Origin of the sequence: Enterobacter sp. 03-F-07-AD-ECC (assembly GCF_047530935.1) — a bacterium.
Taxonomy (GTDB): Bacteria; Pseudomonadota; Gammaproteobacteria; order Enterobacterales; family Enterobacteriaceae; genus Enterobacter; species Enterobacter cloacae.
The window spans coordinates 195,239-208,052 of sequence record NZ_JBLKBZ010000001.1 but is presented as its reverse complement, the minus strand read 5'-3'; the positions used below and the strand labels follow the sequence as shown (position 1 = coordinate 208,052).

Here is a 12,814-nt window from a genome sequence, read left to right as displayed (position 1 = left end):
ATACTCGTAAACCTAAAACTTTTCAAAATGGTTTACAAGTCGATTATGACCCAGGACGATCTCGCCTTCGACCAGCAGCATATCTGGCACCCTTACACCTCCATGACCCGCCCGCTTCCGGTCTACCCGGTGGCCTCGGCCCACGGCTGCGAACTGCACCTTGCCAGCGGCGAGCCGCTTGTTGACGGTATGTCATCCTGGTGGGCGGCCATTCACGGGTACAACCACCCGCGTCTGAATGCCGCGATGAAAGCGCAGATTGAGCAGATGTCGCACGTGATGTTTGGCGGCATTACCCATCAACCGGCGGTTGATCTCTGCCGTCGTCTGGTGGCGATGACGCCCGATGCGCTGGAGTGCGTATTCCTTGCCGACTCCGGCTCGGTGGCGGTGGAAGTGGCGATGAAAATGGCGCTGCAGTACTGGCATGCCAGGGGGGAATCCCGTCAGCGATTCCTGACCTTCCGCAACGGCTACCACGGCGATACCTTTGGCGCGATGTCGGTGTGCGATCCGGATAACTCCATGCACAGCCTGTGGAAGGGGTACCTGCCGGAAAACCTGTTTGCCCCGGCCCCGCAGAGCCGTTTCGACGGCGAGTGGAATGAAATGGACATGGCCGGCTTTGCGCGGCTGATGGCTGCCCACCGCCATGAGATTGCCGCCGTGATCCTCGAACCGATTGTTCAGGGTGCTGGTGGGATGCGCATGTACCATCCCGAGTGGTTAAAACGCATTCGTAAAATGTGTGACCGCGAGGGCATCCTGCTGATTGCCGATGAGATCGCCACCGGATTTGGCCGCACGGGTAAGCTGTTTGCCTGCGAACATGCGAATATCACACCGGATATCCTGTGCCTGGGGAAAGCGCTGACCGGTGGCACCATGACGCTCTCCGCCACCCTCACTACCCGTCAGGTGGCCGACACCATCAGCGACGGCGAAGCGGGCTGCTTTATGCATGGCCCGACCTTTATGGGTAATCCGCTGGCCTGCGCGGTGGCAAACGAAAGTCTCGCGCTCCTGCAAAACGGCGAGTGGCAAACGCAGGTTGCGGCGATTGAGGCGCAGCTGAAAGAAGAGCTGAGCGCCGCCTCGGGGGCGAACTTCGTGGCGGACGTGCGCGTGCTGGGTGCCATCGGCGTGATTGAGACCACCCATCCGGTGAATATGGCGGCATTGCAGCGCTTCTTTGTAGAGCGGGGGGTCTGGGTGCGGCCTTTCGGCAAACTTATCTACCTGATGCCACCGTATATCATCACGGCTGAACAGCTACGCACGTTAACCGCCGCGGTGGTTGAAGCCGTTAACATTCCGGCGCATTTCACGATTTGACCCTATGCGTTACACTTCCTGAACGAGTGAATAACGAGGGCAAACCGTATGAAAATCATCAGTAAAGATCTGCGCGACGGCGAAAAACTGCCAGAACGCCACGTCTACAACGGGATGGGGTATCAGGGAGATAATATCTCTCCGCACCTGGCATGGGACGATGTGCCGGCGGGTACTAAAAGCTTTGTGGTCACCTGCTACGACCCGGATGCGCCAACCGGCTCCGGCTGGTGGCACTGGGTTGTGGCTAACCTGCCCGCCGATACGCGCGTTCTGCCGCAGGGTTCCGGCTCCGACCTGGTCGCCCTGCCGGAAGGCGCCATTCAGACGCGCACCGATTTTGGGAAAGCCGGTTACGGTGGCGCAGCGCCGCCAAAAGGAGAAACGCACCGCTATATCTTCACGGTTCACGCGCTGGATGTAGAGAAGATTGAGGTCGACGAAGGGGCGAGCGGCGCGATGGTAGGGTTTAACGTGCATTTCCATTCGCTGGAGAGCGCGTCGATTACGGCGATGTATTCGTAAAAAAAAGCCGGGTGGCGGCTACGCCTTACCCGGCCTACATTTCGGATTCGTAGGCCCGGTAAGCGCAGCGCCACCGGGCAAAAAAATCACAGCACCGAAGGCAGCAACCCCACCAGACGCCCCTCTTCCAGAAGCTGCATCGCCTTATCAATATCCGGCGCAAAGAAGCGGTCATCATCGTAATGCGTTACGTGCTCACGCAGCACATGACGTGCCTGTTCCAGCTGCGAGCTGGACTTCAGCCCTTCACGCAGATCGATCCCCTGACACGCCGCCAGCCATTCCACCGCCAGCACGCCACGGGTATTGGCGGCCATCTCCCACAGACGACGTCCGGCTGCCGGAGCCATTGAGACGTGGTCTTCCTGGTTGGCAGAGGTTGGCAGGCTGTCCACGCTGTGCGGATGCGACAGCGCTTTGTTTTCGCTCGCCAGCGCTGCGGCCGTCACCTGGGCAATCATAAAGCCTGAATTCACCCCGCCGTTGCGCACCAGGAACGGTGGCAGCTGGGACATATGCTTATCCATCATCAGCGCAATTCGCCGCTCGGACAAGGCGCCCACTTCGGCAATCGCCAGCGCGATGTTATCCGCCGCCATCGCCACGGGCTCGGCGTGGAAGTTACCACCGGAGACCACCTCGTTTTCCTGGGCGAACACCAGCGGGTTATCGGACACCGCGTTGGCTTCCACCAGCAGCACTTCTGCGGCCTGGCGCAGCTGCGTCAGACACGCACCCATCACCTGCGGCTGACAGCGCAGTGAGTACGGATCCTGTACCTTGTCACAGTTATGGTGCGAATCAGCAATCTCACTGGTCTCCGTCAGCAGTTGGCGATACATTGCGGCAGCGTCAATTTGCCCGCGCTGGCCACGTACGTCATGAATACGCGCGTCAAACGGACGACGCGAGCCCAGCACCGCCTCCGTGGTCAGCGCACCGCACACCACGGCCGAGGCGAACAGATCTTCGGCTTCAAACAGACCGCGCAGCGCAAAGGCCGTGGAGGCCTGCGTGCCGTTAAGCAGTGCCAGCCCCTCTTTTGCCGCAAGGGTGATTGGCGCTAATCCGGCTTTTTTCAGCGCCTCTTTTGCCGGGAGCCACTCTCCCTGCCAGCGCGCCTGGCCCTCCCCCAACAACAGCAGCGACATATGCGCCAGCGGGGCGAGATCGCCGGAGGCGCCAACAGAGCCTTTGGCGGGGATCCACGGATAGACTTCCGCGTTCACCAGCGCTATCAGGGCCTGGATCACGCTCAGACGAATGCCGGAAAAGCCGCGCGCCAGACTGTTAATTTTGAGCACCATCATCAGACGGACAATCTCGTCGTCCAGCGGCTGGCCAACGCCTGCGGCATGGGAAAGCACCAGCGAACGCTGGAGATTTTCCAGATCGTGCGTGGCAATGCGCGTCTGCGCCAGCAGACCAAAACCGGTGTTGATACCGTAGGCGGTACGCCCCTCGGCAATAATGGCTTCAACGCAGGCCACGCTGTCGTTAATGGCGGCATGGGCGCTTTCATCCAGCGAGAGCGTGACCGGCTGACGCCAGACATGACGCAGCTGTTTGAGCGTGAGCGAGCCGGGAGTGAGTGTTAACGCGTTCATTCATGCTTTCCTTGTGTGGCAGGGATCATCGGCAGGTTAAGTCCCTGCTCTGTGGCACATTCAATAGCAATCTCGTAACCCGCATCTGCGTGACGCATCACGCCGGTTGCCGGGTCGTTGTGCAGCACGCGTGCGATACGCGCGGCGGCTTCATCCGTTCCGTCACAGACGATAACCATCCCGGAATGCTGGGAGAAGCCCATCCCCACGCCGCCACCGTGGTGCAGCGATACCCAGGTCGCGCCGCTGGCGGTGTTGAGTAAGGCATTCAGCAGCGGCCAGTCGGAGACCGCATCTGAGCCGTCGCGCATGGCTTCGGTTTCACGGTTCGGGCTGGCGACGGAGCCAGAATCCAGATGGTCGCGACCAATCACAATCGGGGCTGACACTTCGCCGCTGCGCACCATTTCGTTAAAAGCCAGACCCAGCTTTTGCCGCCACGCCAGCCCAACCCAGCAGATACGCGCCGGCAAGCCCTGGAAGTTAATGCGCTCGCGGGCCATATCCAGCCAGTGGTGCAGGTGTTCATCGTCCGCGACAATTTCCTTCACTTTGGCATCGGTTTTGTAGATATCTTCCGGGTCGCCGGACAGGGCCACCCAGCGGAACGGACCGATACCGCGACAGAACAGCGGACGAATATAGGCAGGAACAAATCCCGGGAAATCAAAGGCGTTGCTGACGCCCATCTCTTTTGCCATCTGGCGGATGTTGTTGCCGTAATCGAAGGTCGGAATGCCCATCTCGCTGAACGCCAGCATGGCGGAGACGTGTTCTGCCATCGAATGCTTAGCGGCCAGTACCGTGCCTTCAGGATCGGTTTCGGCTTTTTGCTGGTAGGCTTCCCACGTCCAGCCTTTTGGCAGATAGCCGTGCAGCGGATCGTGGGCGCTGGTCTGGTCGGTGACGAGGTCAGGGCGAACGCCACGGGCCACGAGTTCCGGCAGGATCTCTGCCGCGTTGCCGCACAACGCTATCGATACCGCTTTACCTTCCGCGGTGTATTTTTTGATACGCGCCAGCGCGTCATCGAGGCTGTCGGCCTGTTCGTCAACATAGCGGGTACGCAGACGGAAATCGATGCGGCTCTGCTGGCACTCAATGTTCAGCGAGCAGGCGCCAGCCAGCGTCGCGGCCAGCGGCTGTGCACCGCCCATGCCACCCAGACCCGCGGTCAGTACCCAGCGGCCTTTCAGCGAGCCGTTGTAGTGCTGACGACCGGCTTCGACGAAGGTTTCATAGGTGCCCTGCACAATCCCCTGGCTGCCAATGTAGATCCAGCTACCCGCGGTCATCTGGCCATACATCGCCAGCCCTTTGGCATCCAGTTCGTTAAAGTGTTCCCAGGTCGCCCAGTGTGGGACCAGGTTGGAGTTGGCAATCAAAACGCGCGGCGCGTTTTTGTGGGTTTTAAACACGCCGACCGGCTTGCCGGATTGCACCAGCAGGGTTTCGTCGTGTTCCAGTTCGGTCAGGGCCTTAACAATGGCGTCATAGCACTCCCAGTTGCGCGCGGCGCGGCCAATGCCGCCGTACACCACCAGCTCGTGGGGGTTTTCCGCAACCTCAGGATCAAGGTTGTTCATCAACATGCGCAGTGGTGCTTCGGTGAGCCAGCTTTTGGCGGTAAGGGTGGTGCCGCGCGCGGCGCGGACATCCTGCTGACGGTATTTACCTGACGACATTGTGTGCTCCTCATACGGGACAGATGATGCATTTAGATATACTTGTATAGACAAGCACACACAAGGTCAGATTTAACAAAAAAGATACAATTTTGTTATATTGCGTTAGCTATCACGCTTTTAAAACTTATGACATAAAGTGGCCCTGCAACCGATAGCGGCTACCGGGGAACAGCAGTCTTGCATGCGACACAATCTGCGCGGATGACCAGGTGCGGCGGCGGATCAGCAGGCAGGGATCGTGCTCTTTGATACGCAGCAGCTCGCACTCCTGCGGCGTCGCGCGCACCGCTTCCACAATGTGCTCCCCTTCCGTCAGCGGTGCGACAAGCGAGAGAAAGGCATGCGGCGTGGTTTGAGTGTAATCCTGGTCCAGATAGTCCGGTATCCGTTCGGCGTTTACGCAGCGATCCTCAATCTGCACCGGCACGTCATTTTCGAAATGCACCATTACGGAATGGAAGATCCGGGTTCCCTCCTTGACGTTCAGTACCGCAGCCTGCTCGGCGCTGGCCTGCGTCTCTTCAAGCACCAGCACTTCGCAGTGGTGCTGATGGTTTCGCGACGCTATCTCGTCCGCAATGCTGCGGATTTCAAACAGCGCCGATTGTCCTTTTGGCTCCGCCACAAACGTCCCGACCCCCTGCAGGCGCACCAGCAGGCCTTCGTCGGTTAGCTCGCGTAACGCCCGGTTGATGGTCATCCGGCTAAAACCAAACTGCGCCACCAGATCGGCTTCAGAGGGAATGCGGTCATGCGGCCGCCAGACGCCGGTGGCGATTTTTTCGCTGATCGTCTGCTTCACCTTTTCGTAGAAAGGCGCGGGAGAGCCGGACGGCGGCTGAGGTGAGCGTGAGAACATCGTGACTCCTTAAATGTTGTTATGCCCACCAGTGAGCAATTTGCCAGGCCAGACGGGCGGCAAGCTTCGCCCCCTGTCCGTCCCGATCGTAGTGAGGGTTAAATTCTACCAGATCGGCGGCCTGCAGTTTTCCGCTACGGCAAATGCGCTCTATCGCGGGCAGGAGATCCCGCGCAGGCACGCCTAACGCCGCGGGGGCTGACACGGCGGGCATCTCGGCTGCGGGCAGAACGTCCAGATCAATGGTGAGGTAAACACGATCGGCCTGCGCCAGCACCTGTTCCAGGGCTGATAGCGCATCCCGGTGGAAATGCAGATCGTCCACCAGCGTGGCGTTAAGCCGTTCAGCCTCGTCAAACAGCGCCTGGGTGTTCGCCGCGCGGCTGACGCCAAAACAGGCGTACTGAAATTCCCGCGCGTGGTCAGCACAGTAGTTCGCCAGCTGACGAAACGGGGTGCCGGAGGTGGCCCGTTCGGCCTTGCGCAAATCAAGATGCGCATCCAGGTTGATGACCGCCACGCGCTCATTCGGGAACGCCTCAAGAATACCACGGCCGTGGGCCCAGGCGGTCTCGTGTCCGCCGCCCAACACCAGCGTACGCATGCCAGCCTGCTGACAGGTGACCACGGCATCGCTCAGTGCCTGTTGGCCCTCTTCCAGTTGGTCATCCTCAACGTAAACCGACCCCATGTCCACCAGCCGTTCGTGGCCGGAATGCGTTGCCATGTTCGCCAGCGCCTTACGCAGCACGTCGGGAGCCTGCGCCGCACCCTGCCTGCCCTGATTACGCCTTACTCCTTCATCACAGGCAAAGCCTATCAGCGCAATCGCGGATGAAACCGGGGTAAATTGAGACGGCTGGCGTATGGTCTGAAAAATACGTTTTGCGTTGCTGGCCTCGGCGCTGTCGTCGCGCCCCTGCCAGACGGTCTCTGCAACGGGCTGCCAACTCATACTGCCTCCCCCCGGAAAATGCGTTGATACAGCGGATTGCGTCCCGGCTCGTAAACCATTTCTACCGGATGGTCTGCATCCCAGACGATAAAATCAGCCATAAAACCGGCCTTTAACTGCCCGTGCGTTGTTCCACGCCCCAGCGCCTGCGCGGCGTGCCGCGTGACGCCAGCCCAGGCCTCTTCAGGCGTCAGGCCAAACTGTACGCAGGCCATGTTCATGGCCAGATGAATGCTCGCGAACGGGCTGGTGCCGGGGTTGTAATCCGTGGCGACCGCCATCGGTACGCCCTGCGCCCGGAGCTGTTCAACCGGTGGACGCTGACGCTCCTGAAGAAAATAGAACGCGCCGGGCAGCAGTACCGCAACCGTGCCGCTTTGCGCCATGGCCTGAACACCCTTTTCATCCAGGTATTCGATATGATCGGCAGATAACCCTTTAAATCGGCTGACCAGCGCCGCACCGCCCAGGTTAGAAAGTTGCTCCACGTGCCCTTTCACCGGAATACCCCGTGCGCGGGCGGCCAGGAAAAGCCGCTCGGTTTGTGCTGGCGTGAAGCCGACGTTTTCACAAAAAACATCCACCGCTTCGAACAGCCCTTTTTGCCACAGTTCGGGCATGATCTGCTCGCACACCAGTGTGAGGTACGCGTCTGGATCGTGGCGGTATTCCGCCGGAACCGCATGTGCCGCCAGCAGGGTTGGGCTGATCTCAACCGGATTACTCAGGCTGAGCTGGTGTGCGACCTGCAGCATTTTTTCTTCAGCCGCGGCGTTAAGACCGTAGCCGGATTTGATTTCCAGGGTGGTCACCCCTTCATTCATTAACCGCTCCAGCCGCTGCTGCGCCAGTGTAAGCAAATTTTCCGGCGAACTGTCGCGGGTTGCCGAGACGGTGGCGTTAATTCCGCCCCCTTGTGCGCTGATGGTCTGATAGGAGACACCGTTGAGACGCAGCTCCCACTCCGCCGCGCGATTGCCGCCAAACACCAGGTGGGTATGGCAGTCGATAAGACCCGGCGTGACCAGGCGTCCACCGAGATCGACGCATTTATCATGCCCGGAAGGGAGGTCTGCTTCAGGAATGACGGCCAGAAGGGTTTGACCGCGCACCACAAGGGCATGATGCGCTTGCAGGCCATAAGATTCTTCACCAGGAACCATTGTCGCCAGTCGCGCATTTCGCCATATCACATCGTCGGGATGAAGTTGCAGCATAAGCCTTTCACTTGTCATGGGTTGTATAGACATTTATTTTCATCTGCTGGCTGCTGTCAACCGCCTTTATGAAAATGTTATTTATTTGTGACGACTTTCCCGCCCCCTGCGGGCGAAAAATGCAACTTTTCCCCTTTTTATCTTCCCGTTTCGCTCAACTTAGTATAAAAAAGCAGGCTATTTCGTCTATCTCGTTTAAGACTTGCATACCCAGGAGCTTCACCTTGAACATTTCCAGGATTTCCCGTCTGGCGTTGGCACTCGCCTTTGGCGTGACATTATCCGCATGCAGTTCAACGCCACCGGATCAGCGACCTTCTGAGCAGGTCGCGCCAGGCACCGCGTCCCGTCCGATTTTGTCCGCTGATGAAGCGAAAAACTTCGATCGCGCGCACTACTTCTCCGCGATGGATCCAAACGCTGCGCCGTGGACGCCGTCTTCTATTAACCTGCCGAAGCAGCCAAACTTTGTTGTGGGTCCGGCAGGGGCGCAGGGCGTGACGCATACCTCTATTCAGGCTGCGGTTGACGCTGCCATCACCAAACACAGCGCATCTCGCCAGTACATCGCGATCATGCCAGGTGAATATGAAGGTACCGTTTACATTCCGGCAGCACCGGGCAGCATCACCCTTTACGGTCTGGGCGAAAAAGCCATCGACGTTAAAATTGGTCTGGCGATTGATTCCGAAATTGACAGCACCACCTGGCGTCACCTGGTCAACCCGGCGGGTAAATACATGCCGGGCAAACCGGCCTGGTATATGTTTGATAACTGCCAGAGCAAGCGTGCCGCTACCATTGGCGTGATGTGTTCTGCGGTCGTCTGGTCTCAGAACAACGGTCTGCAACTGCAGAACCTGACCATTCAGAACACCCTGGGCGACAGCGTTGATGCGGGTAACCACCAGGCCGTGGCGCTGCGTAGCGATGGCGACAAAGTGCAGATCAACAACGTGAACATTCTGGGTCGTCAGAACACCTTCTTCGTGACCAACAGCGGCGTACAGAACACCCTGCAGAATAACCGTCTGACCCGTACGCTGGTGACCAACAGCTACATCGAAGGTGATGTGGATATGGTCTCCGGTCGTGGCGCGGTGGTATTTGATAACACCGATTTCCGCGTCGTAAACTCACGTACTCAGCAGGAAGGTTATGTCTTTGCGCCAGCGACACAGTCTAACCTGTTCTACGGTTTCCTCGCCGTCAACAGCCGCTTCAACGCCTCCGGTGACGGCGTGGCGCAGCTGGGTCGCTCCCTGGACGTGGACTCTGCAACCAACGGTCAGGTTGTGATCCGCGACAGCGTTATCAACGAAGGTTTCAACGTGGCAAAACCATGGGCTGACGCCGCCATCTCCAAACGTCCATTCTCCGGCAATACCGGTTCCGTGGACGATAAAGGAAACGTGCAGCGCAACCTGAACGACGCTAACTTCAACCGCATGTGGGAATACAACAACCGCGGTCTGGGTAGCAAAGTGGTTGCTGAGCCGAAGCAGTAATCTGTTTTGCCGGGTGGCGGCTTCGCCTTACCCGGCCTGTCCATTAATGCAGTACCATCGGGCATAAAAAAACCTCGCGTTCGCGAGGTTTTTTGTTTTAAGCCGCTTAGTGAGCGTTTACCACTACCCACATTGGCCCCTGGCCTACCGCATAGCGCCCTTTCTCTTCCAGCAGGCCCTGCTCGCCTTTGATTTCGTACAGGGCGATGTGGTGAGACTTCTGCCCCGCTGCAATCAGGTATTTACCGCTGTGATCGATATTAAAACCACGCGGCTGCGTTTCCGTCGGCTGGAAGCCTTCTACTGCCAGCACGCTGCCGTCTTCCGAAACGCTAAAGATGGTGATCAGGCTGGAAGTACGGTCACAGGCGTAGAGATGGCGACCATCCGGCGTAATGTGAATATCCGCCGCCCAGCGGGTATCCGAGAAGTCAGACGGCATCATATCCAGCGTCTGCACGCACTCAATCTGCCCGTTAGGATCTTTCAGTTCCCAGACGTCCACTGAGCTGTTCAGCTCGTTGACCACGTAGGCGTACTGCTGGTTTGGATGGAAGACCATATGACGCGGGCCTGCCCCCTCTACGGTGGTCACTTCAGCCGGATTCTGCGCCACCAGGTGACCATCGTTGCTCAGGGTAAACAGGCAGATACGATCCTGCTTCAGCGCCGGTACCCACAGCGTGCGGTTGTCCGGGGAGATATTCGCCGAGTGGCAGCCTTCCAGCCCTTCCACCACATCCACGGTTTCGACCGGAATGCCCTCTTCCAGACGCGTCACGCTGACACAGCCCGCGTTATAGGAGCCGCTGAAAACAAAGTTGCCCTGGCGATCGGTTGAGATGTGGGTTGGGCTACCCGGCAATGGCGCTTCCGCAGTGTAAGTCAGCGCGCCGTCATCCGGAGAGATGCGGTAGGCCAGCACGCGAAACTCCGGGCGCACACCCACGTACAAGAAACGTTTATCCGGGCTGATCGCCATTGGTTGTACCTGACCAGGCACATCAACAACCTGCACCAGCGTGAGGGTCCCCTCGGCATTTAAACGCCAGACGTGGATCTGCTGGCTTTCAGGACTGGCGGTATAAACGGTTTGTTTCATGAATATTCACTCCTCACTGCGCATGAAAGTAGTTAACTTTTGACGGTGAATGCTGAATTGTCGACGGGAATTTTGACGCGTTCGCCTCTCGGTGTACCATCCCATCAGATCGTAAATTCAATATTAACCCGGAAAAACAAATGACCTCGCGTGTGATTGCTCTGGATTTAGACGGTACCTTACTGACGCCGCAAAAAACCCTTCTCCCCTCCTCCCTTCAAGCGCTTAAACGCGCGCAGGAAGTGGGATATCAACTCCTTATCGTAACGGGTCGACATCACGTTGCCATTCACCCTTTTTATCAGGCACTGGCGTTAGATACACCTGCAATTTGTTGTAATGGCACTTATTTGTATGATTATCAAGCAAAAAAGGTTTTAGAATCCGACCCGCTGCCGGTTCCCCAGGCATTGCAGTTAATAGATCTGCTGGATGAACATGCGATCCACGGCCTGATGTATGTCGATAATGCGATGGTCTATGAGCGCCCGACCGGCCACGTTATCCGCACCACCAACTGGGCTCAGTCTCTGCCAGAAGCGCAGCGTCCGGTCTTTACCCAGGTCTCTTCCCTGCGCCAGGCGGCTCAGGATGTTGAGGCTATCTGGAAATTCGCGTTGACCGATGAAGATACCACCAAACTGAATACCTTCGCGAAACACGTTGAACAGGCGCTGGGTCTGGAGTGCGAATGGTCCTGGCATGACCAGGTGGATATTGCCCGTAAAGGTAACAGCAAAGGTAAACGCCTGACACAGTTCGTGGAGTCTCAGGGGTGGTCAATGCAGGATGTAATCGCCTTTGGCGATAACTACAACGACATCAGCATGCTGGAAGCCGCCGGAACGGGCGTGGCAATGGGCAATGCCGATGACGCGGTGAAAGCGCGCGCTAACGTGGTGATTGGCGATAACACCACCGACAGCATCGCGCAGTATATTTATACCCACCTGCTGTAATCAGGTGGTAATGGAGACGCTCTTGATTTGCGCGTAAAGCCACAGGCCAGGTTTGATCCCTAACTCATCCCTGGCCCACGGACTGATCCGTGCCCAGAGCGTCCTGCTCCCCACCTCAAGCTGCACCTCTACCTGACCGTTATCATCAAAACACTCGGCGACCTTCGCGCGCAGGATATTACGGATACTGGTCTGCAGCGGAGGCTGTAAAACCAGAGAGACATCCGACGCCTGAATACGAATACGCAGCGCCGACTGCAGGGGCTTGTCGATTTTATTCACCCACAGGTGCTGGTCGCCCAATGCCAGGGCGGTCATCGCGTAATGCGGGTGGTGCTCCAGCACGCTCACCTTCAGGATACTGCTCTGCTGCTCCCGGGGCAGCCACGGGTGCATGACGCTACTGCCCCAGACCTCTTCAAGATTGCCAAACGCCTTTACGCTGCCGTTTTCCAGCACCAGTACGTTATCCGCCAGATGCAGAATTTCATCCAGGGAGTGGCTGACGTACAGCATCGGGATCTTGATTTCACGCGCCAGGCGCTGGAGATACGGCAGGAGTTCACGTTTACGCGGAATATCCAGCGAGGCCAGCGGCTCATCAAGCAGCAGGAGTTCGGGGGCGGTGAGCAACGCGCGCCCTATCGCCACTCGCTGTTTCTCACCGCCGGAGAGCGAGGAAGGCAACCGGTCAAGCAGTGGCTCAATGCCCAGCAGCGCCACCAGCTTGTCAAACTGCGCGGCCATGCTTTTGGCCATGCCATAACGCAGATTCCCGCGCACGCTGTAGTGCGGGAATAACCGCGCATCCTGAAACACATAGCCAATACGCCGTTTATCCGGCGTCAGGTAAATCTTGTTTTCAACGTCATTCAGGACGCGATCGTTCAGCACAATGCGCCCTGCCTGCGGGCGTGTCAGGCCACCGATCGCATTAATGAGCGAGGTTTTCCCGGCGCCAGAGACCCCAAAGATGGCGGTGATGCCGGTGGCAGGCAGCGTCTCGTCCAGTGTAAGGGTGTGGTTTCCCAGCGTCTGGGTGAAATGGAGTTCCAGCAT

11 protein-coding genes are annotated in these 12,814 nt (G+C 58.2%); 4 read left to right on the top strand and 7 right to left on the bottom strand.

From position 1 onward, the window contains the following. Positions 1–27: 27 nt before the first annotated feature. Complete coding sequence (gene bioA / locus ACMWKA_RS01025) at positions 28–1,335, top strand: adenosylmethionine--8-amino-7-oxononanoate transaminase (protein ID WP_130626492.1); 1,308 nt, start codon at positions 28–30, stop codon at positions 1,333–1,335. 48 nt (positions 1,336–1,383) lie between these two features. Continuing rightward, entirely contained in the window at positions 1,384–1,860 is a 477-nt protein-coding gene (locus ACMWKA_RS01020) for a kinase inhibitor (RefSeq protein ID WP_414759916.1), read from the top strand. Positions 1,861–1,946: 86 nt separating this feature from the next. Here ACMWKA_RS01020 and hutH read toward each other — a convergent pair whose 3' ends face one another. From hutH to hutI, 5 genes are all read right to left on the bottom strand, one after another. Next, complete coding sequence (gene hutH, locus ACMWKA_RS01015; RefSeq protein WP_414759915.1) at positions 1,947–3,467, bottom strand: histidine ammonia-lyase; 1,521 nt, start codon at positions 3,465–3,467, stop codon at positions 1,947–1,949. After that, complete coding sequence (gene hutU / locus ACMWKA_RS01010; protein WP_161657403.1) at positions 3,464–5,152, bottom strand: urocanate hydratase; 1,689 nt, start codon at positions 5,150–5,152, stop codon at positions 3,464–3,466. Before hutU ends, hutH begins: the two co-directional genes overlap by 4 nt. Before the next feature lie 127 nt (positions 5,153–5,279). Continuing rightward, positions 5,280–6,014: a histidine utilization repressor gene (locus ACMWKA_RS01005; protein WP_013097507.1), complete on the bottom strand. Its 735-nt coding sequence runs from the start codon at positions 6,012–6,014 to the stop codon at positions 5,280–5,282. A 19-nt stretch (positions 6,015–6,033) separates the two neighbouring features. Continuing rightward, the gene (hutG, locus tag ACMWKA_RS01000; protein WP_048971077.1) at positions 6,034–6,969 is read right to left on the bottom strand and encodes a formimidoylglutamase; all 936 of its coding nucleotides are present in this window, start codon (positions 6,967–6,969) and stop codon (positions 6,034–6,036) included. Continuing rightward, complete coding sequence (hutI, locus tag ACMWKA_RS00995) at positions 6,966–8,186, bottom strand: imidazolonepropionase (RefSeq protein ID WP_095427300.1); 1,221 nt, start codon at positions 8,184–8,186, stop codon at positions 6,966–6,968. Before hutI ends, hutG begins: the two co-directional genes overlap by 4 nt. Positions 8,187–8,410: 224 nt before the next feature. Between hutI and ACMWKA_RS00990 the strand changes: the two genes are divergently transcribed. After that, positions 8,411–9,694, top strand: coding sequence for a putative acyl-CoA thioester hydrolase (locus ACMWKA_RS00990; RefSeq protein WP_038986074.1), 1,284 nt, complete (start codon positions 8,411–8,413; stop codon positions 9,692–9,694). Between the two features lie 106 nt (positions 9,695–9,800). Here the strand turns inward: ACMWKA_RS00990 and pgl are convergent, their stop codons facing one another. Beyond that, positions 9,801–10,796, bottom strand: a complete 996-nt coding sequence (gene pgl, locus ACMWKA_RS00985; protein WP_129327592.1) for a 6-phosphogluconolactonase — start codon at positions 10,794–10,796, stop codon at positions 9,801–9,803. Positions 10,797–10,936: 140 nt separating this feature from the next. Between pgl and ACMWKA_RS00980 the strand changes: the two genes are divergently transcribed. Beyond that, the gene (locus ACMWKA_RS00980; RefSeq protein WP_038986077.1) at positions 10,937–11,755 is read left to right on the top strand and encodes a pyridoxal phosphatase; all 819 of its coding nucleotides are present in this window, start codon (positions 10,937–10,939) and stop codon (positions 11,753–11,755) included. Here the strand turns inward: ACMWKA_RS00980 and modC are convergent, their stop codons facing one another. Next, entirely contained in the window at positions 11,756–12,814 is a 1,059-nt protein-coding gene (gene modC / locus ACMWKA_RS00975; protein WP_340348055.1) for a molybdenum ABC transporter ATP-binding protein ModC, read from the bottom strand.